This window comes from Kitasatospora sp. NPDC058170 (assembly GCF_042883905.1).
Classification (GTDB): domain Bacteria; phylum Actinomycetota; class Actinomycetes; order Streptomycetales; family Streptomycetaceae; genus Kitasatospora.
Window position 1 is genome coordinate 18,888 of the sequence record NZ_JBHVUV010000007.1, and the last position, 26,278, is coordinate 45,165.

Annotated in this window: 21 protein-coding genes; 9 read left to right on the forward strand and 12 right to left on the reverse strand. The window is 73.5% G+C overall.

Annotated features, from left to right (window positions below):
• Positions 1-15: 15 nt before the first annotated feature.
• Both ACFVVX_RS09995 and ACFVVX_RS10000 read right to left on the reverse strand, forming a co-directional pair.
• Positions 16-1,287 (reverse strand): GNAT family N-acetyltransferase, encoded by a 1,272-nt coding sequence (locus ACFVVX_RS09995; RefSeq protein ID WP_387943444.1) that lies wholly within the window; start codon positions 1,285-1,287, stop codon positions 16-18.
• A gap of 86 nt (positions 1,288-1,373) precedes the next feature.
• Entirely contained in the window at positions 1,374-3,518 is a 2,145-nt protein-coding gene (locus ACFVVX_RS10000) for an MMPL family transporter (RefSeq protein ID WP_387943446.1), read from the reverse strand.
• A 242-nt stretch (positions 3,519-3,760) separates the two neighbouring features.
• Between ACFVVX_RS10000 and ACFVVX_RS10005 the strand changes: the two genes are divergently transcribed.
• Together ACFVVX_RS10005 and ACFVVX_RS10010 are read left to right on the forward strand one after the other, a co-directional pair.
• Positions 3,761-4,972 carry a sensor histidine kinase gene (locus tag ACFVVX_RS10005; RefSeq protein WP_387943448.1) on the forward strand — a complete coding sequence of 404 codons (1,212 nt, stop codon included), beginning with the start codon at positions 3,761-3,763 and terminating at the stop codon, positions 4,970-4,972.
• Positions 4,969-5,619 carry a response regulator gene (locus ACFVVX_RS10010; RefSeq protein ID WP_387943450.1) on the forward strand — a complete coding sequence of 217 codons (651 nt, stop codon included), beginning with the start codon at positions 4,969-4,971 and terminating at the stop codon, positions 5,617-5,619. Before ACFVVX_RS10005 ends, ACFVVX_RS10010 begins: the two co-directional genes overlap by 4 nt.
• 21 nt (positions 5,620-5,640) lie before the next feature.
• Here ACFVVX_RS10010 and ACFVVX_RS10015 read toward each other — a convergent pair whose 3' ends face one another.
• Complete coding sequence (locus ACFVVX_RS10015) at positions 5,641-6,636, reverse strand: 2-hydroxyacid dehydrogenase (protein ID WP_387943452.1); 996 nt, start codon at positions 6,634-6,636, stop codon at positions 5,641-5,643.
• Between the two features lie 475 nt (positions 6,637-7,111).
• On the opposite strand from ACFVVX_RS10015, the gene ACFVVX_RS10020 reads away from it, so the two are divergent.
• Both ACFVVX_RS10020 and ACFVVX_RS10025 read left to right on the forward strand, forming a co-directional pair.
• A complete protein-coding gene (locus ACFVVX_RS10020; protein WP_387943454.1) occupies positions 7,112-7,516 on the forward strand; it encodes a tyrosinase cofactor in 405 nt (134 codons plus the stop codon).
• A 55-nt stretch (positions 7,517-7,571) separates the two neighbouring features.
• Positions 7,572-8,399: a tyrosinase family protein gene (locus ACFVVX_RS10025; RefSeq protein ID WP_387943456.1), complete on the forward strand. Its 828-nt coding sequence runs from the start codon at positions 7,572-7,574 to the stop codon at positions 8,397-8,399.
• 82 nt (positions 8,400-8,481) lie between these two features.
• Here the strand turns inward: ACFVVX_RS10025 and ACFVVX_RS10030 are convergent, their stop codons facing one another.
• The 7 genes from ACFVVX_RS10030 to asnB all read right to left on the reverse strand — a co-directional run bounded on the left by ACFVVX_RS10030 (position 8,482) and on the right by asnB (position 18,693).
• Positions 8,482-9,507, reverse strand: coding sequence for a 6-phosphofructokinase (locus ACFVVX_RS10030; RefSeq protein ID WP_387943458.1), 1,026 nt, complete (start codon positions 9,505-9,507; stop codon positions 8,482-8,484).
• 350 nt (positions 9,508-9,857) lie between these two features.
• A complete protein-coding gene (locus tag ACFVVX_RS10035) occupies positions 9,858-10,586 on the reverse strand; it encodes a type 1 glutamine amidotransferase (protein ID WP_387943460.1) in 729 nt (242 codons plus the stop codon).
• 43 nt (positions 10,587-10,629) lie between these two features.
• Positions 10,630-11,892 carry a MurT ligase domain-containing protein gene (locus tag ACFVVX_RS10040; RefSeq protein ID WP_387943462.1) on the reverse strand — a complete coding sequence of 421 codons (1,263 nt, stop codon included), beginning with the start codon at positions 11,890-11,892 and terminating at the stop codon, positions 10,630-10,632.
• Between the two features lie 298 nt (positions 11,893-12,190).
• On the reverse strand, positions 12,191-13,594 hold the full coding sequence (locus tag ACFVVX_RS10045; RefSeq protein ID WP_387943789.1) for a GNAT family N-acetyltransferase: 1,404 nt from the start codon (positions 13,592-13,594) through the stop codon (positions 12,191-12,193).
• Positions 13,595-13,703: 109 nt separating this feature from the next.
• Complete coding sequence (locus tag ACFVVX_RS10050; RefSeq protein WP_387943464.1) at positions 13,704-15,197, reverse strand: pyridoxal phosphate-dependent decarboxylase family protein; 1,494 nt, start codon at positions 15,195-15,197, stop codon at positions 13,704-13,706.
• A gap of 158 nt (positions 15,198-15,355) precedes the next feature.
• The gene (locus ACFVVX_RS10055) at positions 15,356-16,492 is read right to left on the reverse strand and encodes a hypothetical protein (protein WP_387943466.1); all 1,137 of its coding nucleotides are present in this window, start codon (positions 16,490-16,492) and stop codon (positions 15,356-15,358) included.
• 350 nt (positions 16,493-16,842) lie between these two features.
• Positions 16,843-18,693 (reverse strand): asparagine synthase (glutamine-hydrolyzing), encoded by a 1,851-nt coding sequence (asnB, locus tag ACFVVX_RS10060; RefSeq protein ID WP_387943467.1) that lies wholly within the window; start codon positions 18,691-18,693, stop codon positions 16,843-16,845.
• A gap of 224 nt (positions 18,694-18,917) precedes the next feature.
• Between asnB and ACFVVX_RS10065 the strand changes: the two genes are divergently transcribed.
• Entirely contained in the window at positions 18,918-19,193 is a 276-nt protein-coding gene (locus ACFVVX_RS10065; protein ID WP_387943469.1) for a hypothetical protein, read from the forward strand.
• Positions 19,194-19,249: 56 nt separating this feature from the next.
• Positions 19,250-21,103 carry a glutamine--fructose-6-phosphate transaminase (isomerizing) gene (glmS, locus tag ACFVVX_RS10070; RefSeq protein WP_387943471.1) on the forward strand — a complete coding sequence of 618 codons (1,854 nt, stop codon included), beginning with the start codon at positions 19,250-19,252 and terminating at the stop codon, positions 21,101-21,103.
• Positions 21,104-21,163: 60 nt separating this feature from the next.
• On the opposite strand, the gene ACFVVX_RS10075 is transcribed toward glmS, so the two are convergent.
• Positions 21,164-22,189: a GlxA family transcriptional regulator gene (locus tag ACFVVX_RS10075; protein ID WP_387943473.1), complete on the reverse strand. Its 1,026-nt coding sequence runs from the start codon at positions 22,187-22,189 to the stop codon at positions 21,164-21,166.
• Positions 22,190-22,349: 160 nt separating this feature from the next.
• On the opposite strand from ACFVVX_RS10075, the gene ACFVVX_RS10080 reads away from it, so the two are divergent.
• From ACFVVX_RS10080 to ACFVVX_RS10090, 3 genes are all read left to right on the forward strand, one after another.
• Positions 22,350-23,180, forward strand: coding sequence for a S1 family peptidase (locus ACFVVX_RS10080; protein WP_387943475.1), 831 nt, complete (start codon positions 22,350-22,352; stop codon positions 23,178-23,180).
• Between the two features lie 53 nt (positions 23,181-23,233).
• Complete coding sequence (locus ACFVVX_RS10085) at positions 23,234-24,292, forward strand: GlxA family transcriptional regulator (protein ID WP_387943477.1); 1,059 nt, start codon at positions 23,234-23,236, stop codon at positions 24,290-24,292.
• A gap of 83 nt (positions 24,293-24,375) precedes the next feature.
• On the forward strand, positions 24,376-25,503 hold the full coding sequence (locus tag ACFVVX_RS10090) for an alpha/beta hydrolase family protein (protein WP_387943479.1): 1,128 nt from the start codon (positions 24,376-24,378) through the stop codon (positions 25,501-25,503).
• 28 nt (positions 25,504-25,531) lie between these two features.
• On the opposite strand, the gene ACFVVX_RS10095 is transcribed toward ACFVVX_RS10090, so the two are convergent.
• Positions 25,532-26,158 (reverse strand): DUF2306 domain-containing protein, encoded by a 627-nt coding sequence (locus tag ACFVVX_RS10095; RefSeq protein ID WP_387943481.1) that lies wholly within the window; start codon positions 26,156-26,158, stop codon positions 25,532-25,534.
• Positions 26,159-26,278: the final 120 nt, after the last annotated feature.

Consider the following 26,278-nt stretch of genomic DNA (forward strand, 5'->3'; position numbering starts at 1 on the left):
CGTCCGGGCGCGGGGTCAGAACCAGTGCAGACAGTGCGGGGGGCGCTCGGCGCGGAAGAGGGCGTCGGCTAGGGCGGCCGCGCCCGGGCGGTGGGCCCGCACGTGTCCGGCGCGTACGAGCGTGCCGGGGGCGGTGCCGCCGAGGTACACCGAGCCCAGGTCGCGTACGTCCAGGGACAGGTCGGGCTCCCGGTCCGTCGGGACGCACTCGGCCCGGCCGTCCCGGACGGTCAGCAGGTAGCGGCCGTGCTCGCCGAGGAAGGGGTCGTCGACGTCGAGGACGAGCTCGCCGTCCAGGAACCAGCCGCGCGCGGTGAGCGCGCGCGGGACGTCCAGCAGCCGCACCCAGAGCCAGTCGGTGTCGTTGCCCACCTGGCCGGCGCGGAAGTCCGCGAGCTGCCAGCGCAGCGGGTGCTCGGGCGGGAAGTGCCTGAACACGACCTGGTCGACCAGGTCGTGTCCGAGCGCGAACCGGGCCAGGGCCGTGGTGGCGGTGTCGTCGGTGGCGATGGTCTCGTCGACCGTCAGGGTGTCGGCCTCGCCGATCGAGTAGCTGGCGTACCCGTCCGGGACACCCTCGGCGTCGCGGTGGACGGCGACGTGGCGCGGCGCCGAGGAGACCGGGGGCTGCCCCGCGCCCGAGGCCCACCAGCGGTGCGGCCGGGAGAGCGCGCCCGGCTGCGCGCGGCGGTACCGGTCGTAGACCTCTTCCAGGATGTCGCCGCAGTCGGCACGCCGCAGCACCTCGATCGAGCCGCTGCCCGCGCCGTTGTCCGCGCCGCTGCCCGTACCGCCGTCCGAGCCGGCCGCCGGGGTGCCGGCCGCTCCGCGAGCCCGGGGGAGGGTGAGGGCGGCCTGGCGGCGGGGCACCGTCAGCCGCGCCGTGTAGGTCGCCGGTCCGTAGCCGAACCTGCCGTAGATGGTGGCCTCGGAGGCCAGCAGGACGGAGAGGAACTCCCCGCGGGCCCGCAGCTCGGTGAGCTGGTGCCGCATCATCGCGCTGAGCACGCCCTGGCGCCGGTGCGAGGGCAGGACGCCGACGGCGGTGACCCCGGTGACCGGGGCCAGGATCCCACCGGGCAGGGTGAGTTCGAAGGAGTAGGCGCCGGCCGTGCCGACGGGCCGGCCGTCCGCCGTCACGGCGAGCAGGTTGCGCTCCATTTCGAGCGCAGACCACCAGCGCCCGCCGCCGCCCTCGGCCGGGGCCTCCGGGAAGCGCCCGAACGCGGTGTGGAGCGTGTCGACGAAGACGTCGAGGTCCTGGTCGGTCGTGGGACGGATTTCCATTGCTACTGCTGCCTCCCTGGAGCACCGGCACCACGACTCGTGGTACCAGGCACAGTCGCCGTTGCCGCGGCGCCGGGTCAAACGAATTACGCGCGGAGGCGGCGAAGCCCGGGCCGCCGGAGCCGCCTCAGTGGAGCCGGTGCCCACCAGGCCCGGTGTCCCAGCAGTTTCATCGTCGCCGGAACGAGCACGGCGCGGACCAGCGTCGCGTCCACCACGATGGCGACCACCAGGCCGACGCCGATCATCTGCATGAAGGCGATGGACGAGGCCAGGAAGCCGCAGACGACAACCACCATCAGGAGAGCGGCACTTGTGATGACCTTTCCGGTCCGTTGCAGGCCGAGCGCGATGGACTCGCCCGGATCGCCGGTGCGGTCGTAGCTCTCCTTGATCCGGGAGAGCAGGAGGACCTCGTAGTCCATCGCCAGGCCGAAGGCGATCGCCACGATCAGCACCGGGAAGTTGGCGTCGATCGCGCCGATCGGGGTGAAGCCCAACAGGTCCTGCAGATAACCGTCCTGGAAGATCAGCTTGATCGCGCCGAACGCCGCCGAGAGCGACAGCAGGTTCAGCAGGACCGACTTGAGCGGGATGGTCACCGAGCCGAAGGCCAGGAAGAGCACCAGCGAGGACACCACCGCGACGAACAGGGCCATCCAGGGCGCCCGGGAACCGATCATGTCGACGATGTCCACCCGGGAGGCGGGCATGCCGGTGAACCGGGTGGTGGCGGCCGCCGGCGGGGTCTGGGCCCGCAGACCGTCCACCATGGTGCGGGCCTCCGCGGACATCGGGTCCATCGAGTAGTGCGCGGTGATCCGGGCCAGGTTCTCGTGGGTGCCGGTCACCGCGGCGCCCCGCACGCCGGGCACCGAGCTCAACCGGGCGGCGTACTCGCCGAGCGGGCCGCCCTCGCCGCTCGCGGGGCTCGGGAGCGTGACGACGGCGGTGACCGTCCTGGTCGGATCCTGCCGGAAGTCCGTGCCGAACTGCCGGGTGACGACCCGCGCGTCCGAGCCGCCGGGCAGCACCCAGTCGCCGGGGCGCGCCCAGTTGACGCCCAGGACCGGCGCCCCCAGGCCGACCAGCAGGGCGACCACCGCGAGCGTGGTCAGCAGCGGACGGCGCATCACGGCCTCGGCCGTGCGGTACCACCGGCCCCGGCCCTCCGGCCGGGGCGCCGCGCCCCGCCGGTCCCACGGCATCGGCACCCGCCACGAGTTGATCCGGTGGCCGGTGACCCGGAGCAGCGCGGGGAGCAGGGTCAGCGAGCCGATCACCGCGAAGGCGACCACGGAGACGGCCGCATAGCCCATCGAGCTCAGGAAGCGGGACGGGAAGAGCATCAGACCGGCGAAGGAGATGGCGACCGCGAGGCCGGAGAAGGCCACCGTGCGGCCCGCGGTGGCGCTGGTGCGCTCGACGGCGGCATCCACCGACGCTCCGGCGGCGAGCTCCTCACGGAACCGGTTGACCATGAACAGCGCGTAGTCGATGGCGAGTCCGAGCCCGAGGATGGTGATCACGTTGATCACGCTGCTGGAGACGGCGACGAAGAGGGTGAGCACGCGCAGGACCGCGAAGGACCCGAGAGCCACCACCGCGCCGACGGCCAGGGGGAGGGAGGCGGCGACGGCACTGCGGAAGATGAGGACGAGCAGCACCAGCAGCAGCGGGACCGAGAGCATCTCGGCCCGCCCGATGTCCTTCCCCGTCAGTCCGTTGACCTGCTCCGTCATCGCGGTGACGCCGCCGAACCGAACGTCGGTCCCCGGGACTTCGAAGTCATCCTCGATGGCCTGCAGGGCCCTGACCCGCTCCTGGTCGTCCGAGGACTTGAACTGCAGGGCCACATAGGTGGCGTGACCGTCCCTGCTGAGGAAGTCCGGGTTGTCGCCGGTGGACCAGTAGGTGTCCACCCGGGCCAGATCGGTGCGGGGCACGGCGGCCACCGCGGCCTGAATCGGTCCGGCGAGGGACGGGTCGGTGACCGGGCGGTCGGCGCTGCGGTACATCACCACGACGTCGTCGGCCTGGCGACCGAGAGGTCCGGCGAGCACCTTGTCGGCCCGGGCGGACTGGCTGGCCGGGTCGTCGAACCCGGCCCCGCCCGTGATGGCACCGAACACGCCGGTGCCCCAGCCGCCGGCCACCAGGGTGAACAGGGCCGCGACCAGGAGGACCCACCGCCGGTTCACGGCGGCGAATCTCCCGATTGATGCGATCACGTGAGCGCTCCTTCAGAGAGTGGAGGATGAGGAGTGGGGAGGGGAGTGCGCAGGCACGGTCGGTCAGCCCGCCGCGCGGCGGTGCACATGTGCCCAGACTTCCGGCAGGGCGGGCCCGTGGGCTTCGGGCGACCGGTCGGAACGAGCGGACCGAAGGGCCGGACGGGGCGGCCGGAAGGAGGAGGCCGCCCTCCCCCTCGGGGAGGATCATGAAGGGCGCCGATCGCCGTACAGTCCCAACTGTGGCGCGGGAGTGGATCAGACGTCTCTTCAACCGCCGGTTCGGGCCGATGCGGCTGGCGCTGGTGGCCTTCGGCCTGGGCTATCTGCTGCTCCTGCGGAGTCCGGCCGAGCTGGGGGCGGCGGACTGGTCCGTCGGCCTGGCCGTCCTGGTGCTGGCCTCGGTCGGCGGCTTCCGGCTGCTGCCCGTGGCGCTCGGCCAGGCCGGGATGCTGGCGCTGGCCGAGCTGTCCGCGCCGGCCGTGCTGGTCGAGGTCAAGGTCGGCGCCAGCGCCGCGCTGTTCGAACTGGCGGTGCGCCGGTGGGGCCGGCCCACGACGGTGGCCGCGGCGGCACTGCTGGCCGCTCAGCTGGTCTCCGCCGGCCACACCGCCGACGGCATCGGATCCGCCCTCTACCGGGCGGCGGTGATCGTCAGCGTCCCGGTGCTGCTGGCCGGTTACATCCGCTCGGCGGAGTCGGCGGCCCGCACCGCCCACGAGCGTGCCCGCGAGGCCGAGCACAGCCGGGACCTCGCCGAGTGGGGTGCCCGGATGGGCGAACGGGCCGCGATCGCCCGGGAGTTGCACGACATGGTGGCGCACCACCTGGCCTCCACAGTGCTCCGGGTGGGCGTGGCGCGGCACGTCCTGCCCCGGACCGACCAGCGGCTCGCCGAGGTGCTGGACGACGTGCACGCCAGCGCCACCACCGCGCTCACCGACCTGCGGCGGCTGCTCACCGCGCTGCGCGAGCCCGCCGACCACGACCTGCCGCCCCAGCACCTGGCGCCGCTGCTCGCGGAGACCACGGGCTTGCCGGCCGCGGTGCAGGGGGTGGTCGAGCGGTCCCGGCAGGCCGGGCTGCGGATCGAGGCCGAGATCGGCTCGCGGATCTCGGAGTTGGACGCGATCCGGAGCCTGACCGTGCTGCGGCTGGTCCAGGAGGGGCTGGCGAACGTGACCAAGCACGCCGGACCGCACGCCGCCGTGCGGCTCCGGGTGGGGATGGAGGAGGGGACCTTGCAGCTGGACCTGGAGAACGACCTGCCGCGACGACGCGGGCCGGACGGGCCGGACCTGCCGCAACCCGACGGCACCGGCTACGGGTTGCTCGGCATGCGCGAACGGGTCGCGCTGGTCGGAGGCGCCATCGACGTGGGGAGCGTCCCCGGCGGCTGGCGCCTCACCGCCAGCCTGCCCGCCTCGGCCGCACCGGACCGGAGCCGGCCGTGATCAGCGTGCTGATCGCCGACGACCAGCAGCTGGTGCGGGCGGGTGTGCGGATGCTCTGCGAGTCCACGGCGGACATCACGGTGGCCGGTGAGGCGGTGAACGGCGCGGAGGCACTGCGGCTGACCGAGCGGCTGCACCCGGACGTGGTCCTGATGGACCTGCACATGCCCGGGACGGACGGCATCACGGCGACCCGTCAGATCCTGCGGGTCCGGCCGGCCACCAGAGTGGTGGTGCTGACCACCTTCGACGACGACGATCGGCTCTACCCGGCGCTCGGCGCGGGTGCCTGCGGCTTCCTGGCCAAGGACGTGTCCCCGGCGTCGGTCCTGGACGCGATCCGCCGGGCCGTACAGGGCGAGAGCCCGTACAGCCCGAGCGTGCTGCGCAGGGTGGTGTCCCGGGCCTCCTCGGCCTGGGACAGCGAGGGCGACCGGCGGCGCGACGCGGTGCACTTCACGGACCGCGAGCAGGAGGTGCTCCGGCTGGTCGCGGAGGGGCTGTCCAACACCGAGATCGGCGAACGGATGCACATCGGGATCACCACGGTGAAGACCCATGTGTCGAACCTGATGACCAAGACCGGCAGCCCGAACCGGGTGCGGCTGGCGGTGCTGGCGATCCAGCAGGGGCTGGCCGCCTGCTGACGCACCCGGCTCCTCGCGGCGTCAGCCCTTCGGGACGAGGGTGTTCTCGTTGCGGCGGCCCGCGGCGTAGTCGTCGATGTTGCGGGCGGTGGCGTCGATGATCTGGCCGACGGCGGTGTGGGTGAAGTAGGCCTGGTGGCTGGTGACGAGGACCTGGGGGAAGGTGACGAGGCGGGCGAGGGTGTCGTCGGTGATGCCCTGGATGGACCGGTCGGTGAAGAAGACGCCGGTCTCCTCCTCGTAGACGTCGAGGCCGACGCCGGAGAGCCGGCCGGCGCGGAGGGTTTCGACGAGGGCGGCGCTGTCGACGAGGCCGCCGCGGCTGGAGTTGATGAGGATGGCGTCGTCCTTCATCCGGGCGAGGGCGGCGGTGTCGATGAGGTGGTGGGTGGCGGGGAGGAGGGGGACGTGGAGGCTGACGAGGTCGGCGCGGGAGAGGAGTCCGGGCAGTTCGGTGTAGGTCATGCCGAGGTCGAGGCAGGCGGGGTTGGGGGCGATGTCCCAGCCGAGGAGCTCGGTGCCGAAGCCGTGGGCGATGCGGGCGAAGCACTCGCCGATCTTGCCGGTGCCGATGACGCCGACCGTCATGCCGTGGATGTCGCGGCCGAGGAGGCCGTCGAGGCGGAAGTCGAACTCGCGGCTGCGGTTGGCGGCCCGGGTGAGGCGGCGGTTGACGGCGAGGGCCAGGGCCCAGGCGTGTTCGGCCACTGAGTACGGGCTGTAGTGCGAGACCCGGGCGATGGTGAGGCCGAGGTCGGCGGCGGCGTCCAGGTCGATGTTGTTGAAGCCGGTGGAGCGCTGGGCGATCAGCTTCGTCCCGCCGGCGGCGAGGACGGCGAGGGTCCCGGCGTCGAGTTCGGCGTTGACGCTGCTGCTGACGGCGGGGTAGCCGGCGGCGAGCGGGGCGGTGTCGCGGTTGAGGAACACGGCCAGGGTGCGCAGAGGGTACCGGCCTGCGAAGGCCTTTTCCAGGAGGGGCTGTTCGTCTGCTTGGACGCCGTAGGCGAGGATCTCCATCCCCGCACGGTACCGAGAAGCGTCCGGCCGCCGGCGCACGGCGTGCCGGGGCCGCCGGAGTTGTCCGACGGACCGACAGTTTCCGCGCGCCACGCCCGACTTCGGCCACCCGAGGCCGGAGGGAGGCCGTCGCATCGCGCCATCCTGCCCGGGTGAGGCCGGTCACCGGGGACGGGTCGGGGACGGAGGATCTTCGGCGCGGGATCTGCACAGCGTGAAGATCCATCTTCGTCTGACGATCTTTCAGTGAAGAAACGGGAGATCTTCCTGGGGCGTCCGAGGCGTGGGCGATCGACGGGTGGCTGGATCCGCGCCAACCGTACGTACCCCCGCCGATTGGCTGTTCTCTAGGTCGATAAGCCCTGGAAGCATCGAAATAGCGGGCGCGATCATGAAATCGCCTCGCATTAACATTTCTGCAAGCCTTTCTGAACGGCACCCCAACACCACGTGGGGTGCTCAAGGGGGTACCACCATGTCCGAAGTCACCCATGCCTCGGAACTGACCCGGCGCCGGATGCTGCAGGGGGCCGCCGTGGCCCTGACCGCCGCAGCGGGCACCGTCGTGCTCGGCGTCGCCGGGCCGACCACCAAGCCGGCGACGGCCGCCGACCCGGGCGCGTCCGACACCTTCGACGAGGTCTTCCAGGGCCGCCGCATCCAGGGCCGCCCGGTCACCGACGGCAGCAGCCACCACCACGGCGGCGCCGGCTACTCGGTGCGGATCGACGGCGACGAGCTGCACATGATGCGCAACGCGGACGGCACCTGGATCAGTGTCGTCAACCACTACCAGACCTTCGCCACCCCGCGCTCGCTCGCCCGCGCGGCCGTCGGCGAGCTGCAGGGCGCCACCCTCGTGCCGATCGCGACCGCCTGAGCGGCGAGTCCGAACACCCTGACCCGGTAGACCACTTCACACCCAAGGGGGACTCATGGCAGTCCGCAAGAACCAGGCGACCCTGACGGCCCAGGAGAAGCGCGCCTTCGTGAACGCCGTGCTCGCGCTCAAGCGCAACGGCGGGTACGACTCCTTCGTCTCCACCCACAACGACTTCATCGTCAGCGACACCGACAACGGCGAGCGGGTCGGCCACCGCTCGCCGTCCTTCCTGCCCTGGCACCGCCGCTTCCTGCTGCAGTTCGAGGAGGCCCTGCAGGCGATCGACCCGACCGTCACCCTCCCGTACTGGGACTGGACGGCGGACCGCACCGCCGCCGCCTCGATCTGGGGCGCGGACTTCATGGGCGGCAACGGCCGCAGCAGCGACAGCCAGGTGACCACCGGGCCGTTCGCCTACTCGACCGGGAACTGGACGCTGAACGTGCGGCCCGACAGCCGCAGTTACCTGCGGCGCCAGCTCGGCAGCGCGACCGCCCAGCTGCCGACCCGGACGGAGACCTCCGGGGTGCTCGCCATCTCCACGTACGACGCCGCGCCGTGGAACAGCGCCTCGGACGGGTTCCGCAACAACCTGGAGGGCTGGCGCGGGGTCAACCTGCACAACCGGGTGCACGTCTGGGTCGGCGGTCTGATGACCACCGGCATGTCGCCCAACGACCCGGTGTTCTGGCTGCACCACTGCTTCATCGACAAGCTCTGGTCGGAGTGGCAGCGGCTCCACCCCTCGGCGGGCTACCTGCCGGCGGCCGGCACCGCCAACGTGGTCGACCTCAACGAGACCATGAAGCCGTGGAACAACGTCACTCCGGCGGACATGCTCGACCACAGCGCCCGGTACACCTACGACACCGGGTTCTGATCCGGCCCCCGGGCCGCCGAACCGCCGCCGGCCCCCCGAGCAGCAGTGCTCGGGGGGCCGGCGGTCGGTGGTGCGGGGAGGGTCAGAGGACCGTCTCCGCCTCCAGGTAGCGCTCCTGCGGGACGGTCTTCAGCTCGGCGACCGCCTCGGCCAGCGGGACGAGGTTGATGTTGGTGCCCTGGAGGGCGGTGATGTGCCCGAAGGCGCCCTTGTGGACGGCCTCCACGGCGTGCCAGCCGAAGCGGGTGGCCAGCACCCGGTCGTACGCGGTCGGGGTGCCGCCGCGCTGGGTGTGGCCGAGGATCACCGGACGGGCCTCCTTGCCGAGCCGGTGCTCCAGCTCGCGGGAGAGCTGGGTGGCGATGCCGGTGAACCGCTCGTGGCCGTAGATGTCCTTGGTGCCCTCCTCCCAGTGCATGGTGCCGGGTTCGGGCTTGGCGCCCTCGGCGCAGACCACGATCGCGAACTTCTTCTGCCGGTCGAAGCGCTCGCGGACGACGGCGGTGAGCTTGTCGATGTGGAACGGCCGCTCGGGCACGACGATCGCGTGGGCGCCCGCCGCCATGCCGGCGTTGAGGGCGATCCAGCCGGTGTGCCGGCCCATGACCTCGACCACCATGACGCGCTGGTGCGACTCGGCGGTGGTCTTCAGCCGGTCCAGCGCCTCGGTGGCGACCGAGACGGCGGTGTCGAAACCGAAGGTGACATCGGTCGCGGCGATGTCGTTGTCGATGGTCTTCGGCACGCCGACGATCGGCAGACCCGCGTCGCTCATCAGCTTGGCGGCCTTGAGGGTGCCCTCGCCGCCGATCGGGATCACCGCGTCGAGGCCGAGGTCCGCGCAGTACTGCTTGGCGCGCTCGACGCCGTCGCGCAGGTGGCTGGGCTGGACCCGGGAGGATCCGAGGATCGTTCCGCCCTGGGCCAGGATGCCGCTCACCGAGTCCAGCGTCAGGGGGCGGTGCACGCCCTCCAGGAACCCGCGCCAGCCGTCCTCGAACCCGATGATCTCGTCGCCGTGGTCGACCACCCCCCGGTGGACCACGGAACGGATCACCGCGTTCAGTCCGGGGCAGTCACCGCCGCTGGTCAGCACTCCAATACGCATTGCTTTGCAACTCCCGAGCAGAACCGAGGAACGGCCGGACTACAGGCTGGGACGACGAACCGACACCGTAACGGGCCAGCCCCTCGCCGTGATGGCGGGGAGATGACCGTGGGGTGAAGGACCGGCCGATTCGGACAGAACATCCGAAACCGGCCGTGCTGTCGAGCATACGGCCCCTGCGTCCGGCCGGGCAGGAGCCGACGCGGGAGCGGCGCCGTCGGCGCCCCCGCGCGGAAGTGCAGCCTGCTGCCGAGGAGGGTGTGCAGCCGGCAGCCCCATTGTCGTACGCCGGGGCCCGTCCGCGAACCGGGTGACCGCATCGCGGGCACCCGGTTCGCGGACGGGGCGTACTAGGCGGGGCGCGTCGTGGCGGCGATGCGCTCGGCGCGCAGCGCGTCGTACCAGGTGGTGTCGGCCGGCGGCAGGGCGTTGACGTCCAGTGCCAGCTTGATCAGCATGTCCGCGACGGCGGGATTGCGCGCCATCACCGGACCGTGCAGGTAGGTGCCGAACACGGTGTCGCGCCAGGCGCCCTCCGTCCCGTCCCCGGTGCCGTTGCCCCGGCCGGCGGTGACGGTGGCCAGCGGCTGGACGCCCTGGCCGAGGTGGGTGACACCCTGGTGGTTCTCGAAACCGGTCAGCTGCGGCAGGCCGAGGCGCGGGTCCACGTCGGCGAGCACGTCGCCGACGCAGCGGGCGCCCTCGCCGCGGGTGGTCCAGACGTCGAGCAGGCCGAGGCCCGCCTCGCGCTCGCCGAGGTCGTTGACGAACTCGTGGCCGAGGATCTGGTAGCCGGCGCAGACGGCGAAGATGATCGCGCCGTTCTCGGCGGCCCGGACCAGGCCCGTGTCGCCCCGCAGGCGCTCGGCGGCGAGCCGCTGCGGGCGGTCCTCGCCCCCGCCGATCAGGTAGATGTCCCCGCTGGTGGGCACCGCCTGGTCGGAGCGGACGTCGATCCTGGTCACATTGAGATGGCGCTGGCGGGCCCGGCGCTCCACGACCAGGGCGTTGCCCCGGTCGCCGTAGGTGCTGAGCAGGTCCGGGTAGACCCAGACCACGCGCAGGCTGCTCTCACTCATCCTCGAAGGCCTTCCATCGTGAAGTGTGCTGCTGGGCCGGGCATCAGCCGGCCACGACCTTCCGCAGCTGCTGGAAGGCGGTGTAGTTGGCGATCGCCTCGATGCGGCCGGGCGGGGCCATCCGGACGGCCTGCTCCAGCGAGTCCACCACGTGGAACTGCAGCCCGGCGACCTCCAGGCGGACGGCCAGGTCCAGCTTGCGCTGGCCCATCACGAACACCGGGTGCCCGGAGAGCCGCTCGTAGTCGACGTCCCACAGCCAGGAGGTGTCGGTGCCGTCGGCGTCGAGGGCGTTGACGGAGAGGATGACCGGGGTGGGCGGGCCGTCGATCAGCGAGAAGGTCTCCAGCCAGCCGGCCGGGTTCTTGGCCAGCAGCAGCCTTATGTCGCGGCCCTGGTACTGGACCACGTCGTAGCGGCCGGCCACGGCCGTCACCGACTGCATCCGCTCCAGCGCGACCTGCGGGGAGACGCCGAACACGGCGGCCACGGCGGCCGAGCTGGTGGCGTTGGCCAGGTTGGCCCGGCCGGGCAGCTGGAGGTGGATCGGCCAGGCGCCGCGCTGCGGGTCGATCACGTGGGTGCCCTGGAGCGCCCAGTGCGGGTTGGGGCGCCGGAAGCCGCAGTCCTGGCAGAACCAGTCGTCGCCGGGGCGCTGCATCACACCGCCGCACGCGGGGCAGGACCAGGCGTCCTCCTTCCACGCCTGTCCGGCGGCCACCCAGACCACCTTCTTGCAGGAGGAGGCGGCCCAGGTGACCAGCGGGTCGTCGGCGTTGGCGATCACCACGGCCTCGGTGTCCTTGAGGCCCTCGCGCCACTTCTCGGCCATCATGCGGGTCTCGGCGGCGCGGTCGAGCTGGTCGCGCGAGAGGTTGAGCAGGGCGATCGCCTTCGGGCTGGTGTCGCGGGCGACCCCGGCCAGGTACTTCTCGTCGACCTCGATGACGCCGAAGCGGGCGTCCGAGCCGCCGGCCAGGGCGGAGGTGATGCCGGCCGGCATGTTGGCGCCCAGGGCGTTGGAGACCACCGGGCCGGCGGCGCGCAGCGCCTCGGCGATCAGCCGGGTGGTCGTGGTCTTCCCGTTGGTGGCGCTGACCAGTACGACGTCGAGGTGGTCGGCGAGGGTGCCGAGCAGGTCGGGGTCGAGCCGCAGCGCGACCTTGCCGCCGATCACCGATCCGCTTCCGCGCCCGGCCTTGCGGGAGACGGCCGCAGCCACCTTGCCGGCCGTGACCGCGATCTTGGCGCGGGCGGGCAGCGAGGCGTCGCGTGCGCCTGTGGGCTCCGTTTCGGTGCCAGCCATGCTCAGTGGTTCCTCCTTGCTGCGGCACCACCCGGGGGCCGGATAACGGGCCGTCGGGCGGCGGGGACGGGGCCAGCCTACCGACTCCGTCGCCCGGCTCGACCCTCCGGACCCTGTGCCGCCTGCTGCGACGGGCCCGGCGGCGTGCCGACGGGGGCCCTGACACGAGATCAGGGCGGCGGTGTACGGACGGGTCGCCCACAGCGGGGGACGCCGCCGGGCCCGGGCCGGTTGCGACACCGCGGGCCGGACGGCGGGGTCGCCGTCCGGCCCTGGTGAGGGTGTTGTGAAGGGTCCGCTACCGGCCGGGCCGGGTCGGCCAGGGGACGGGCAGCTCCTCGGCGGCCTCCGCCAGGTGGGCGGTGATCACCAGGGTGCCGTCCTCGACCTGGTAGTCCAGCGGCGCACCCAGCCTGCGCATGGTGGAGATCAGCCCGGTGTTGGAGGCGTGGGTGATCGCGTACACCGTCTCCACCCCGGCCTCCAGCGCCAGCGCGGACATCCGCCGCATCAGGTCCAGGCCGAGCCCGCGCCGCTGCCAGGCGTCCTCGACCAGCACCGCGACCTCGGCGCTGTCGTCGTCCCACATCAGGTGCCCGAGGGCGACGATCCGCCCGTCGGCGGCCTCGACGGCCAGCGCCTGGCCGTGCCGGGCGTCCAGCAGGTGGTCGAGGTAGCGGTCGGCGTCCCGGACCGGGCCGTGGTAGCGCTTGCGCAGGGTCTCCGGGGTGCAGCGCCCGTGCATGGCCAGCGCCGCCCGCTTGTCGTCCGCGTCGGCCCGCCGCACGGTGAGGTCCGCACCGGCGGGCAGGGTCAGCCGGGCCCGGACGTCCGGCACCCGGGGGCCGAGCAGGGTGTCCAGCTCGACCAGGGCCTGCGCCCGGGCGAACTCGGTCGGGGTGAAGGGCAGGTGCGGGCGGGTGAGCTCGATGAGGTCCCCGGACGGCACGGGCAGCCGCATCACGTGCCCGTCCACCCCGGCGGGTCCGCGCCGGCCCGCGCCCGGGTACTGCCGGATGGTGCACTGCCCGAACAGCTGGCGCAGCGCGACCGGCAGCTCGGCGGCGTCCAGCGCGGTGCGGGTGGCCAGCGCGAGGACGTGGGTCGGCACGTCCACCAGGTCGTGCGCGTCGGCCGGGTCGGTCCAGATGTCGTGCCCGCCGGCGGTCGCCACCAGCGCGGCCAGGTCGGCGCGGGTGAGGGACTGCGGGGCCCGGACGAAGAACTCGTCGACGGTGCCGTTCGGCAGCGGGTGCGACTGCATCGAGACGATGTTGACCTGCCGCTCGGCGAAGGCCGTGCACACCCGGGCCAGGCTGCCGGGGGAGTCCTGCACGGTGGTCCGCACCCGCCAGAGGGCGGTCTGCGCGAAGTCGTGCAGCGGGTCCTTCGGCTCGGGTGCGGGCGGGGCCGCGGGGGCGTCCGGGCCCGGGGGTCCGTGCAGGTGGTGGCGGTGTGACCACCAGCTGTGGAAGAGCGCCGTGGCGATCAGGGCGAGCGCCGAGGCGGCGAGCACCACCGGGCCGGCCGGGCCGTGCACCACCGTCGTGGCGACCAGGTCGGCGGCGGTCACGGAGAGGAAGACCGCCGCGAGTTCGACGGTGTCGCGGCGCCAGCGATGGGTTCTGGCGCCGCGCCGCTGGGCACGGGAGGGGGCCGGGGTCGGGGTCGTCGGGGCCTCGGTCGTGGTCAGCTGCTCCATGTGCTCCATGGCATCAATCTGCCGCTTCGGTGTTTCACGATCACGAATCCTCCGTGACCTGTCGGTTAATGTCTCCGGGCCCGGGTTGCGATTGCGCTCGCAGCCGACGCTAAGGGGCCTGCCGCAGCTCGCGGGCCGCCGCCTTCACCTCGGCCACCAGCAGTTCCAGGTCCGCCTCGGTGGTGTCGGCGTTGAGCAGACAGGCCCGCAGAATCTCCCGGCCGGCCAGCCGTGCCCCGGTGACGAAGACCCGCCCGCGCCGCTGGACCGCCACCGGGAGCTCCCGGTTGAGCGCGTCCGCGGCGGCCTCCTCGGCCTCGTCGGCCTCGCCGGGTCCACCGGGTTCCTCGATTCCGTCGGCTCCGGCCGGTCGGCCCGGCCCGGTGGCACGGTGGCGGAACGCGACGATCGAGGTCTGCACCTCCGCCAGCAGCTCCAACTCCTCGTCCGCCTCGACCAGTTCGCCGAGCCGGCGGGCGAGTGCGGTGCACCGGGCGATGTCCCGGGCGAGGCCGTCGCGGCCCCGGTGGGCGATGGTGGCCCAGACCTTCAGCGCGCGGAACGGCCGGGTCTGCTCGGTGCCGTACTCGGAGAACCAGCCGAGCGCGCCGGCCGCCTCGTCGCGCAGGTACGACGGCACCAGGCTGAAGGTGCCGCGCAGTTCCTCGGTGTCGCGCACCAGGGCGCAGCCGCAGTCCACCGGCACGCCCAGCCACTTGTGCGGGTCCAGGGCGAGCGAGTCGGCGCGCTCCAGCCCGGCGTAGCGGTGCGCGATCAGCGGGTCCAGCACGCCGAAGGCCCCGTACGCGCCGTCGACGTGCAGCCACAGGCGCTGCTCGGCGCAGAGGTCGGCGATCGGTCCGAAGGCGTCCACGGCGCCGGTGCCGACCGTGCCGGCGGAGGCGACCACCAGGAAGGGCAGCAGCCCGGCGGCGCGGTCGCGCTCGATCGCGGTGCGCAGCGCGGCGGGGTCGAGCAGGCCGTCCGGGCCGGTGGCGACGGTGCGCAGGTGCCTGCTGCCGAGGCCCAGCAGCTCGGCGGCCTTGCGCACGCAGGAGTGGGTCTCCCCGGTGACGTAGCCGACCAGCGGGGGCAGGCCCGCGAGGCCGTCCTCGCGGATGTCGTGGCCGGCCAGCCGGGCGGCGCGGTTGCGGGCGGCGGCCAGGCAGACGATGGTCGCCATCGAGGTGCCGGAGGTGAGCAGCCCGCCGCCCGCCGGGTGCGGGAAGCCCACCAGCTCGGCGATCCAGCGGACCACGGCCCGCTCCAGGTGGACGTCGGCGTGGTCGCCGCCGGCCGAGCTGGGGTTTATCGCGGAGGCGGCGAGGGTGGCCAGGACCCCGGCGGGGGCCGGCGCGGAGTTCACCCAGCCGAAGAAGCGCGGGTTGCCGTTGCCCATCGGGTACGGCAGGACGTCCCGCTCGATCGCGGCCAGCAGCTCGGTGAGCGGGCGGCCGTCCTTCGGCAGCGGAGCGTCCAGCAGGGCCTGCCGGGCGGTGTCGTCCATCGGCTGCCAGACCGGGCGGGCGGGCAGCTCGGCGAGGTAGTCGCTGACGAGGTCGGCGGCGGTGTGCGCGGCGGCGCGGAAGTCCTCTGAGGTCACGGGGTGCTCCAGCGGGTGGGGGAGGCCTCGTGGCGCGGCGTCCTCGGCGCACCTGATCAGGCCTGATCCTACGGAAAGGGGCCCGCGCCGTGCGGCGCGGGCCCCTCGGTGCGACGAGGACGTCGGCGGGGAGTGTCGGAATCCCTGTGACGGGGGTGTCAGTCGAGCGAGGCGGAGAGCCCGCTCGCGGAGCGGCAGTAGCCCTGCATCTCCTTGTTGGTGATCTTGGCGCAGAGCCGGCCGGCCGCACCGCCGTCGGTGTAGTTGACCGTGTAGTAGCTGACCAGTCCCTCGGCGCAGGCCTTGCGCTGCCAGCCGTCGGCGGCCGTCGCGCACTGCTGGGCGGCCCAGTCCTCGCGGTCCAGGTTGTACTTCATGGTGCGCGACCCGACGCCCCGGCTGCAGTCCACGGCCCCGCCGCTCGCCTTGCCGTTCAGGCACCACTTCAGTGCCTCGGCGTAGACCTCGGGGTGGTTCGGGTAGTCGTGCGAGGAGAGGTAGAAGGTCGGCGCGTAGAAGAAGCAGGCGGACTGGAACAGCGCCGGCTGCTCCTTGCACGGGTACAGCGGGTCCTGGGCGAGCTTGTCGGCGGGCAGGTTCGCCTTGGCCTTCTCGTCCTCCTCGTCCGGTCCGAAGAGCTGCATGAACAGGCCCTCGGAGCAGCGGATCCGGTTCTGGTCGGTCGGGAACTTGTTGCACAGCGCCCGGGCCGCGGCGACGTCCTGCTTGGCGACGAACATGGTGCCGTGGCCCACGCCGTGGATGCACGGGCCGGTGTTGGTGGGCGCGCACAGCTTCAGCAGGTCCGTCTCGGGCTGCGGGGAGGCGTTCAGCATCTCCTCGACCGCGCCGTGCAGGTAGCCGGCCGCACAGGTCTCGTGCGGGAAGGAGATGACCTTCTGGAAGTCCGCGTTGAAGCGCTTCACCGCCGCGTGCCCGAGCTCGTGCGCGATCGGGTGGCAGAACCGGACGGTGTACGGCAGCTGCTTGGTGATCTTGTCGAGGTCGGCCAGCGCGACACCGGGGTCGGTCGCCTCCATCTCGGCCATCAGCTTGTTGCGCAGCGTCGAGCGGGTCCACACCGCGGGGTCGCCCGTCGGGGTCGCGCTCGCGGGCTGGGCTCCGGTCGCCGCCGCGGCGCCGGCCGGCGGTGCGCCCGCGCCGGACGCACCGGGCACGGTCGCGGTGGCCGCGGAGGCGCTCGTCGCGGGCGTCCAGTCGGTGACGGCCACCGACCCCAGGCCCAGGACCCCCAGCAGGAGGGCGGTGAGAATCGCGAACACTCGCGGTTGCATGACGGGATCCCCCGGCGGATCGAGACGGACGGTTCGCTCCCCATCCTGACGGCACGGGGGTGGGAAACCGCGTTTTCGGCCGCCATTAGGGAGGTGTCGGCGACGCTATCGCACGTCGTACCCGCTCAACGAAGCGGGATGGCCGAGGGTCACCACCCGTACGGCGTACCCGGGGCCGGGCCGCCGCCCCGTACGGCGCCGCGCCGTACGGGGTGACGGTAATTCAGCGGGGCTCAGAGCGGCTCAGGGCGGCTCAGGGCGGCTCAGAGCGGCTCAGAGCGGCTCAGGGCGGCTCAGAGCGGCTCAGGGCGGCTCAGGGCGTCGGTGCCCCGCGGGTTCGCCGGGCCGGATCAGAGTTCCAGGGAGACCTGGTACTCCGTCAGCCAGGCGTTGAGGTCCAGCGCCAGGTCGACGCCGAGCCGCACGGACTGCGGGTCGGTGTCCGGGGCGAGCGCGTCGGTCAGCGCCCGGCGGTCCAGCAGGCCGAGGACGGGGGCGCCGGGGTCGGTGGCCAGCTCGGCGAGCTCGGCCCGCAGCAGTGCCGGGTAGTCCGGGTCCTGGACGACGGGGTACGGGCTCTTCACCCGGTCGGCGATCTCGTCCGGCAGCACGTCCCGGACGGCGGCGCGCAGCAGGCTCTTCTCCCGCCCGTCGAAGCTCTTCATCGCCCAGGGCGTGTTGAAGACGTACTGCACCAGGCGGTGGTCGCAGAACGGCACCCGCACCTCCAGCCCGTTGGCCATGCTCATCCGGTCCTTGCGGTCCAGCAGGATGCAGACGAAGCGGGTCAGGTTGAGGTAGGAGATCTCGCGCATCCGCCGCTCCACCGGGTCGGCGTCCGGCAGGTGCGGGACTTCGGTCAGCGCCTCCCGGTAGCGGGCCCGGCGGTACTCGTGCACGTCGAGCTTGGCGGTCAGCCCCCGGTCCAGCAGCTGCTCGCGCGGTCCGGCGCCCGTCCCGCCGAGCTGGGTCACCGCGCCCACCCAGGGGAAGTCGTCGAGGGCGACCAGCCGCGGGTCGTGGAACCAGCGGTAGCCGCCGAACAGCTCGTCGGCGGACTCGCCGGACAGCGCCACCGTGGACTTCTCGCGCACGCCCCGGAAGAGCAGCAGCAGCGAGGTGTCCATGTCGCCGAAGCCGCCCGGCATGTCCCGGGCCCGCAGCACGGCGGCGCGCTGCGCCGGATCGGTCAGCGCGGCGCTGTCCAGCTCGATGACGCTGTGGTCGGCGCCGACGTGCCGGGCCAGCATCCGGGCGTACGGGCCGTCCGGGGTCGCGCGGACCTCGTCGGGCCGGAAGTGCTCGCTCTGGCCGGTGAAGTCGACCGCGAAGGAGCGCACCGGGCCGGCCCCGGCCGCGCGCAGCGCCTTGGCGGCGAGCGCGGTGACGGCGCTGGAGTCCAGGCCGCCGGAGAGCAGCGAGCAGAGCGGTACGTCCGCCTCCAGCTGGCGGTGGACGATGTCGTCGAGCAGTGCGCGGACGGTGGCGACCGTGGAGTCCAGGTTGTGGGTGTGCTCGCGGGCCTCCAGCGCCCAGTAACGGCGGACGGTGATGCCCTCGCGGCGCACCCGCACCACGTGGCCGGGCCGCACCTCGGCGATGCCGCGGTAGACCGACCGCCCCGGCGACTTGGTGACGGCGAACATCTCGCGCAGCCCGTCCAGGTCCACCACCGGCCGTACGGCGGGGTGGGCGAGCACGGCCTTCACCTCGGAGCCGAAGATCACGCCGTGCGGGGTGGGGTGGTAGTGCAGCGGCTTGACGCCCATCCGGTCGCGGACCAGCAGCAGCTCCTCGGTCCGGGTGTCCCAGATCGCGAAGGCGAACATGCCGTTGAGCCGCTCGGCCAGCGCCTCGCCCCACTCCAGGTAGGCGTGCAGCACCACCTCGGTGTCGCTGCGGGTGCGGAAGCGGTGGCCGAGCGCCTCCAGCTCGGCCCGCAGTTCGCGGTGGTTGTAGACCTCGCCGCTGTAGGTCAGGGCGGCCAGTACCCGGCCGTCGTGCTCGACCGTCATCGGCTGGGCGCCGCCCTCGGGGTCGATCACGGCGAGGCGGCGGTGGCCCAGCGCGGCGTGCCGCTCCAGGTGGCTGCCGCCGGCGTCCGGGCCGCGGCAGAGCTGGGTGGCCGTCATCGCGTCGAGCACCGCACGTTCGGCGGTGAGGTCGCGGTCGAAGGCGACCCATCCGGTGATCCCGCACATCAGCAAGCCTCCGGTCTTCCGATACGTATCTCCGATGCGTATGCGGAGAATCACGCTACGTTGCGAAGGGGTGCCCTACAAGGGCGTGTGGATGCGGCCGCGCCCCCGCTGCGGCGTGTCGGCCGCACCCTCCGACGGGCCGGATCCGCCGAAAGTCTCGATCTCTGCCCGAATTCGGGCAGGATCTTTGATCTCGCGCGCGCTCCGGCCTAGGCTCCCCTCTCGTGTCCAGCTCACCGCACCCTCACGAAGACCTCCTCGCCCACCTCACCCGGACCAGCCCGCTCGGGCCCCGGGAGGCGGCGCGGGTCGTGGCGGAGGTCCTGGCCTACTTCTCCGAGAGCACCGAGGAGTACGTCCGGCGCCGCCACGGTGAGCTGCAGGCGCGCGGTCTGACCAACGAGCGGATCTTCGCCCGGCTCGCCGAGGAACTGCCCTCCCGGCGGGTCGCGGCACCCGAACTCTCGGCCCGCCAGCTGCGCCGGATCGTCTACGGCTGAGCGCCGCCCCACCGCCGAGCGCCGCCGTCCCCCTACTTCCCAAGGAGTCCACCCAGATGTGCGGAATCGTGGCCTACATCGGCCCCAAGGATGCGACCCCCTTCCTGCTGGAGGGACTGGCCCGGCTGGAGTACCGCGGCTACGACTCGGCCGGTGTCGCCGTCACCGGCCGCACCGGAGGCCTGAAGGTCCGCAAGGTCAAGGGCCGGGTGGCCGACCTCGCCGCCGTCGTGCCGGCCCGCTTCAAGGGCACCACCGGCATCGGCCACACCCGCTGGGCCACCCACGGCGTGCCCAGCGACGCCAACGCCCACCCGCACCTGGACGGCGCCATGGGGGTGCCCCCGGCCGAAGGCGGGGGGAGGATCGCCGTCGTCCACAACGGCATCATCGAGAACGCCGACGAGCTGCGCGCCAAGCTGGCCGCCGACGGCGCCGTCTTCCGCTCCGAGACCGACACCGAGGTGCTGGCCCACCTGATCGCCGCGCACGCCGCGGAGGGCGCCGAACTGGAGGACGCCGTGCGCGCCGCGCTCGGCAAGGTCGTCGGCACCTACGGCATCGCGGTGGTCGACGCCGAGCAGCCCGACCGGATCGTGGTCGCCCGCAACGGCAGCCCGATCGTGCTCGGCATCGGCGAGAAGGAGATGTTCGCCGCCTCCGACGTCTCCGCGCTGGTCCGCTACACCCGCCAGGTCGTCCACCTGGAGGACGGCGAGCTGGCCACCGTCCGCGCCGACGGCTTCCGCACCTTCACCGAGGACGCCCGCACCACCCACCGCCAGCCCTCCACCGTGGACTGGGAGATCGACTCCTACGACACCGGCGGCTACGAGCACTACCTGCTCAAGGAGATCCACGAGCAGCCCGGCTCGGTCGAGCGCACCCTCAGCGGCCGGCTCGACGAGCGCTTCGCCACCGCGCACCTCGGCGGCCTCAACCTGGACGCCCGCGAGCTGCGCGAGATCCGCCGGGTGAAGATCCTCGGCTGCGGCTCCGCCTACTACGCCGGCGAGATGGGCGCCCAGCTGATCGAGGAGCTGGCCCGGATCCCCGCGCACAGCGAGCCCGCCTCCGAGTTCCGCTACCGCAACCCGGTGATCGAGGCCGACACCCTCTACGTCGCGGTCAGCCAGTCCGGCGAGACCTACGACACGCTCGCCGCCGTCCAGGAGATCAAGCGCAAGGGCGGGCGGGTGCTGGGCGTGGTCAACACCGTCGGCAGCGCCATCGCCCGCGAGTGCGACGGCGGGATCTACCTGCACGCCGGCCCGGAGATCTCGGTGGCCTCGACCAAGGCCTTCACCTCCACCGTGGTCGCCTTCGCGCTGCTCGCCCTGCACTTCGGCCGCATCCACGACCTCTCGCCCGCCGACGGCCGCCGGATCGTGGCCGGCCTGAAGGCGCTGCCCGGCCAGATCCGGGAGATCCTCGACCAGAGCGAGGCCATCGCCGAGCTCGCCGCCGGGTACGCCGACTCCGAGGGCATGATGTTCATCGGCCGGGTGCGCGGCTACCCCGTGGCCCGCGAGGGCGCGCAGAAGCTCAAGGAGATCTCCTACGTCCACGCCGAGGCGTACCCCGCGAGCGAGCTGAAGCACGGCCCGCTGGCGCTGATCAGCCCCGAGCTGCCGACCGTCGCCCTGGTGCCGGACGACGAGCTGCTCGACAAGAACCTCACCACCCTCGGCGAGATCAAGGCCCGCTCCGGCCGGGTCGTCGCGATCGCCCACCGCCGCCCCGAGGCGAAGCTCGCCGACCACTGCATCCTCGTCCCCAAGAGCGAGCCGGAGCTGGACCCGCTGCTGCTCAACATCCCGCTGCAGCTGCTGGCGTACCACGCCGCGGTGGCGCTCAAGCGGGACGTGGACAAGCCGCGCAACCTGGCGAAGAGCGTGACGGTCGAGTAGTCCGCCGGCCGGCCGCTGCGCCCCGGGCCCGTCGGGTCCGGGGCGCAGCCGTGTGCGTCTCTAGTCGGCGGGCTGGTCGGCGGGCCTGCCGTCGGCCCGGGTCAGGGTGGTGACCAGGGAGCGGAAGGCGGTGCGGTAGGTGCGGGGGGTGGTGCCCGTGTGGTGCTGGAAGTGGTGGCGCAGGTTGGCGGGCGTGCCCAGTCCGGTGCGGGCGGCGATGCGCTCCACCGGGTCGTCCCCGCGCTCCAGGAGGCGCTGGGCCAGCTGGATCCGGGCGCGCAGCAGGTACTGCAGCGGGGTGAGGCCGGTCTCGGCCCGGAAGTGCCGGGTCAGGGCGCGGACGGTGAGCCCGGCGTGGTCGGCGATGTCGTCCAGGGTCAGCGGGCGGTCGAGGTGGGCCTCCATCCACCGGGTGGTCGGGCCGAGGCCGCGGTCGGTCCGGCGGCCGGCCCGGTCGGTGGCGGCGGTCCGGTCGGTGGGGAGGGCGGGGACGCCCTCGGCCGCGGGTTCGTGGAGCTGGAGGAACACCTGGCGCTCCGTCTCGATGGCGACGGCGGTGCCGTGGTCCAGGGTGATCAGCCGCAGGCAGAGGTCGAGGCCGCCGAGCACCCCCGCCGCGCTGAAGTACGGCGCCGCGTCCACCACCGAACCCTCCGGGTCGACCTCGATCCGGGGGTGGCGCCGCGCCAGTTCGCCGGTGTGCCGGCGGCTGGTGGCGGCCCGGCGGCCGTCCAGCAGACCGGTGGCGGCCAGGGTGAACGTCCCCGTACCGATCGCGCCGATCCGGCTGCCGGCGTCCGCGGCGGACCGCAGCGCGTCGGCGACCCCGGGCGGCGGCTCCTCGCGGAACCCGTCATGGCCGGGCAGCAGCACGGTGTCGGCCCCGGCCAGGCCCTCCAGCCCCCAGGGGGTGTCGATCCGGAAGGGCGCCGGGGAGCCCGTGGTGCGCAGACCGGGGGCGGCGCAGTAGCGCAGCTCGTACCGGACCCCGGGGTGGTGCCGGGCGGCAGTGGCGAAGGTCAGCCCGGGGGTGGTGAGTTGGTGGCCCGGCACCCCGTCGAGGGCGAGGACGGCGATCACTGGCATGTCCAGAATTTAGCCCAGAGTGGCATCGATCCCACTTTTTCCGGTCCGGCCCGGTGCCCAGGATGGGTGGTGCGCGGCACGGCGGCGAGCAGCCGCCCGGCCGCCGACCCCCTCCTATCCGGCACGCCTCCCGCGTGCGCTCGAACGAAGAGGATCCCTCGTGTCCAAGCCCAGTTCCCTGACCCGCCGTGCGGCGCGGACCGCCACCGTGGCCCTGGCCGCCGCGGTCTGCGCCACGGCCATGACCACCGGCGCCGGAGCCGTCGTCAACGGGACGGACTCCACGGAGCGCTACCCGTTCATGGCCTCGATCCCGCTGACGGCCCCCGCGGCGGGACTGAACGACGGGGTGTGCGGCGCCACGCTGATCCACCCGCGGTGGGTACTGACGGCCGGTCACTGCGTCGACCCCGCGGTGGGGGTGGAGCTGGACGGGATCGTCCGGATCGGCTCCCCGCTGCGGACCAGCGGCGGCACCGTACGCGCCATCGAGCGGACGGTGACCCACCCCGGCTACGCGCTGGGCGAGGGCGGGGGCGGTGCCAACCGGGACGACCTCGCGCTCGTCCGGCTGGACCGCCCGGTCGGCGAGCAGCCCGTCCGGATCGCCGCGCGGCCGGGCCGGCCCGGTACGCCGACCCGGGTGCTCGGGTTCGGCAGCGTCGTGGACATCGCCTCGGTCGCCGACGCGGTGTTCGCGAGCCGGCTCCAGGAGCTGGACACCCGCCGGGGGGCCGACGGCGAGTGCACCCCCGGACGGGCGGGAAGCACCCGGCTCTGCACGGTCAGCCGGGTGCCGGGCGCGATGGCCTGCAACGGGGACTCCGGCGGCCCGCAGCTCCAGCGGGGCCGGGGCGGGCGCTGGGAGCTGGTCGGGGCGACCTCCGGCGACGGGGACACCGACCCGACCTGTTCGACCGGCCCCGGCCTCTACACCAGCGTGCCCGCCTACGCGGACTGGATCTGGAAGACGATCCACCGGTACGACTGAGGCCCGGGGGAGCCAGGGGGAGCCCGGTGGCCCGTCTCGGCTACCGTTCGGGGATGTCGGTGATCGCCGTTCTCGTACGCGAGGGGGTGCCCGGGCACCACCTCACCACCCCGGGGCTGGTGTTCGGAACGGCGGCGCGCGACCAGCCGGGCGTCGCCTACGAGGTGCGGCTCTGTGCCGGCCCCGGTCCGACCGGTCCGACCGGCGTGGACGGTCCGACCGGCGGGGACGGCCCGCCGTCCCCGCTCCGGATCACCGCCCCCTGGGGCCTGGAGGGCCTCGCCGACGCGGACACCGTGCTGCTCCCCGGCCACGACGGCCACCGCGGCGAGCCCCCGGCGGCCGTACGCACCGCCCTGCGGGCCGCCGCCGCCCGGGGGAGCCGGATCGGTGCGGTGGGGACGGGGGTGTTCACCCTCGCCGCCACCGGTCTGCTGGACGGCCGGCGGGCCACGACGGGCTGGCGCCACACCGAGGAGCTGGCCCGGCTCCACCCCCGGATCGAGGTCGACCCGGCCGGTACGGCCGTGGCCGACGGACCCTTCCTCACCGCGGCCGGGATCTTCGGCGGCATGGACGTCTGCCTGCACCTGCTGGCCCGCGACCACGGCGAGCGGGTGGCCGGGGAGACCTCCCGGGAGCTCCTCACCCCTCTCCTGGTGCACGCCGACCGGGTCCGGGAGGGCATCGACCGGGAGATCGGGGACAGCGCGGGGATCGGGCCGACCCTGCGGTGGCTGGAGGCCCGCCTCCACCTTCCGCTGACCCCCGCCGACATCGCCGCGCACGCCGGGATCAGCGTCAGCAGCCTCAACCGCCGGTTCCGCGCGCAGGCCGGGGTCAGTCCGCCGCAGTACCTGCTGGGGCTGAGGCTGGCGCGGGCCCGCGAGCTGCTGGAGGACACCGACGAACCGGTGGAGCGGGTGACGGCGCTGTCCGGGTTCGGCTCGCCGGCGAGTCTGCGGCACCACTTCGCCCGGCAGACGGGCACCACGCCCCGGTCCTACCGGGCGCGCCACCGGGCGGCCGGGCTGTCCAGGGAGGCGGACCCTAGTCCCGGGGGATGCAGCCCGGGGGTGTACGGCCCGGCGTCGAACGGGTCCGAGGGCTGATGGCCGGTGCACGCACGATGCCTAGTGTTCAGGCATCGGTTCGCGGCGGTCCGTCGCGACGAGGCATCGACGGAAGGACCGTGATGAGGCGTGCACCACTGATCGGCGCGGTTGTCGCCCTGGCCCTGGCGGGAACCGCCTCCACCGCGACGGCGCAGGCCGACCCCGGGCCGGCCCGACCGCCCGCGGCCGTACTGCAGTTGCCCGAGCCCTCCGGGAAGCTCCCGATCGGCCGGACCGTACTGCACCTGACGGACGAGGGCCGGGCCGATCCGTGGGTGCCCTCGGGGGACCGGGAGTTGATGGTCTCGCTCTGGTACCCGGCCGTGCGCCCGTCGGCCACGCCCGCGCCCTACATGACCCCCGAGGAGTCCGCGCAGTACGTCGCCTCGATCGGACTGCCGCTGCCCCCGGACCTGATGACCAAGGTGGCGACCCATGCGACGGTGGACGCCAAACCGCTGAAGACGTGGCGCGGGCTGCCCCTCGTCGTCCTGTCGCCGGGCTTCGGGATGCCGCGGGCGACCCTGACCGGGCTCGCCGAGGAACTCGCCGGCCGGGGCTACGCCGTCGCCGGGATCGGGCACAACTATGAGGCCGACGGCATCTCCTTCCCCGACGGGCACACGACCTCGTGCGTGGCCTGCCGGAACACGGACTACCCCAGGGTCGGTGCGGTCCGCGCCGAGGACGTCTCCTTCGTGCTCGACGAGCTCACCGCGGGGCCGGCGGCCCAGCAGGCCGGCGTCTCGGTCGACACCACCCGCGTCGTCATGGTGGGGCACTCCGCCGGAGGCTTCAGCACGATCCCGGCGATGCTGGGGGACGGGCGCGTCAAGGCGGCCGTGAACATGGACGGCAACTTCCGGTTCCCCAACGACACGCCGCTGGACCGGCCGGTCCTGATGCTGGGCAAGCCCAGCCACGTGCCCGCGGGCCCCGATCCGACCTGGGACGAGACCTGGAACGAGCTGACCGGGTGGAAGCGCTGGCTGAGCGTCGACGGCACCGAGCACCTCTCCTTCACCGACCTGGCGCCGCTGGCGAAGCAGCTCGGCTCGCCGCTCCAGGCCGCCGACGGCGACCGCGTCGACGCCATCACCCGCGCCTACGTCGACGCGTTCGTCGACACCCAGCTGCGGGGTGCGCACGCACCGCTGCTGAACGGCCCGTCGGCGGAGTTCCCGGAGGTGCGGTTCCACCGGCCGTAAGGCCCCGCCGACCGGGCCGCCGGGAGCGTCAGCCCTCCCGGCGCAGCCGGGCGACCAGGCGCTCGGCGACCAGCAGGTTCAGCACCCAGCCGGACCAGGCGCCGGTGACGTAGGCGAGCTGGAAGGAGACCCCGGCGCCGGTCAGGACGATCAGCCAGAGGCGGAAGGTCACCCCGGTGAAGATCAACGCGTAGGAGCGGACCATCCAGATCCGGTGCCGGGCCACCTCGCCGCGCCGGATCACCGCGAAGGCCGTCACGGTGCTCACCAGCGTCAGGACCGCGAGCACGGCGAACCCGGCCGGGGCGAGCGGCGGGTACAGCCCGACCGGCACCAGCAGCAGGCCGCCGACCCCGGTCGCCGCGGCGGCGGGCAGGTACACCCGGCCGGTCCAGCGGTGCAGCGCCGGGAGGCGGGTCCGCAGCCGGGGCAGGAACTGCCAGGGGCCGAGCAGCAGGGCCGTGACGGCCCCGCCGATGTGCAGGACCAGTGCGGGCAGGTGGGCCTGGTAGGTGGCCCGCTGGTCCTCCAGGAAGGTGTCCGGGTCGAGGGTGAGATAGGGCGCGGCGAGCAGGGCGATCGCGGTGGCCGACACGGTCACCGCGAGCCAGCCGGCCCGGCGGCGCCGGGGCACCCCGGTGCTGGTGGGATTCATGCCCGGAGCGTAGGAAGCGGCGCAGGCCGGGGGAGTCCCCCGACGGGGGGCGGCGGCGCTGCCGCCCCGGGGGTCGGCCGCCCCCGTGGGGGTGCGCTGACGTACCCCACCGGGACGATG

Bases quoted from the DNA above. Each gene is read 5' to 3' on its own strand.
- ACFVVX_RS09995 (WP_387943444.1), bottom strand. From the start codon at position 1,287: ATGGAAATCCGTCCCACGACCGACCAGGACCTCGACGTCTTCGTCGAC.
- ACFVVX_RS10015 (WP_387943452.1), bottom strand. From the start codon at position 6,636: ATGGAGATCCTCGCCTACGGCGTCCAAGCAGACGAACAGCCCCTCCTG.
- ACFVVX_RS10020 (WP_387943454.1), top strand. From the start codon at position 7,112: ATGTCCGAAGTCACCCATGCCTCGGAACTGACCCGGCGCCGGATGCTG.
- ACFVVX_RS10025 (WP_387943456.1), top strand. From the start codon at position 7,572: ATGGCAGTCCGCAAGAACCAGGCGACCCTGACGGCCCAGGAGAAGCGC.
- ACFVVX_RS10030 (WP_387943458.1), bottom strand. From the start codon at position 9,507: ATGCGTATTGGAGTGCTGACCAGCGGCGGTGACTGCCCCGGACTGAAC.
- ACFVVX_RS10035 (WP_387943460.1), bottom strand. From the start codon at position 10,586: ATGAGTGAGAGCAGCCTGCGCGTGGTCTGGGTCTACCCGGACCTGCTC.
- ACFVVX_RS10040 (WP_387943462.1), bottom strand. From the start codon at position 11,892: ATGGCTGGCACCGAAACGGAGCCCACAGGCGCACGCGACGCCTCGCTG.
- ACFVVX_RS10045 (WP_387943789.1), bottom strand. From the start codon at position 13,594: ATGGAGCAGCTGACCACGACCGAGGCCCCGACGACCCCGACCCCGGCC.
- ACFVVX_RS10055 (WP_387943466.1), bottom strand. From the start codon at position 16,492: ATGCAACCGCGAGTGTTCGCGATTCTCACCGCCCTCCTGCTGGGGGTC.
- asnB (WP_387943467.1), bottom strand. From the start codon at position 18,693: ATGTGCGGGATCACCGGATGGGTCGCCTTCGACCGCGACCTCACCGCC.
- glmS (WP_387943471.1), top strand. From the start codon at position 19,250: ATGTGCGGAATCGTGGCCTACATCGGCCCCAAGGATGCGACCCCCTTC.
- ACFVVX_RS10075 (WP_387943473.1), bottom strand. From the start codon at position 22,189: ATGCCAGTGATCGCCGTCCTCGCCCTCGACGGGGTGCCGGGCCACCAA.
- ACFVVX_RS10085 (WP_387943477.1), top strand. From the start codon at position 23,234: ATGTCGGTGATCGCCGTTCTCGTACGCGAGGGGGTGCCCGGGCACCAC.
- ACFVVX_RS10090 (WP_387943479.1), top strand. From the start codon at position 24,376: ATGAGGCGTGCACCACTGATCGGCGCGGTTGTCGCCCTGGCCCTGGCG.
- ACFVVX_RS10095 (WP_387943481.1), bottom strand. From the start codon at position 26,158: ATGAATCCCACCAGCACCGGGGTGCCCCGGCGCCGCCGGGCCGGCTGG.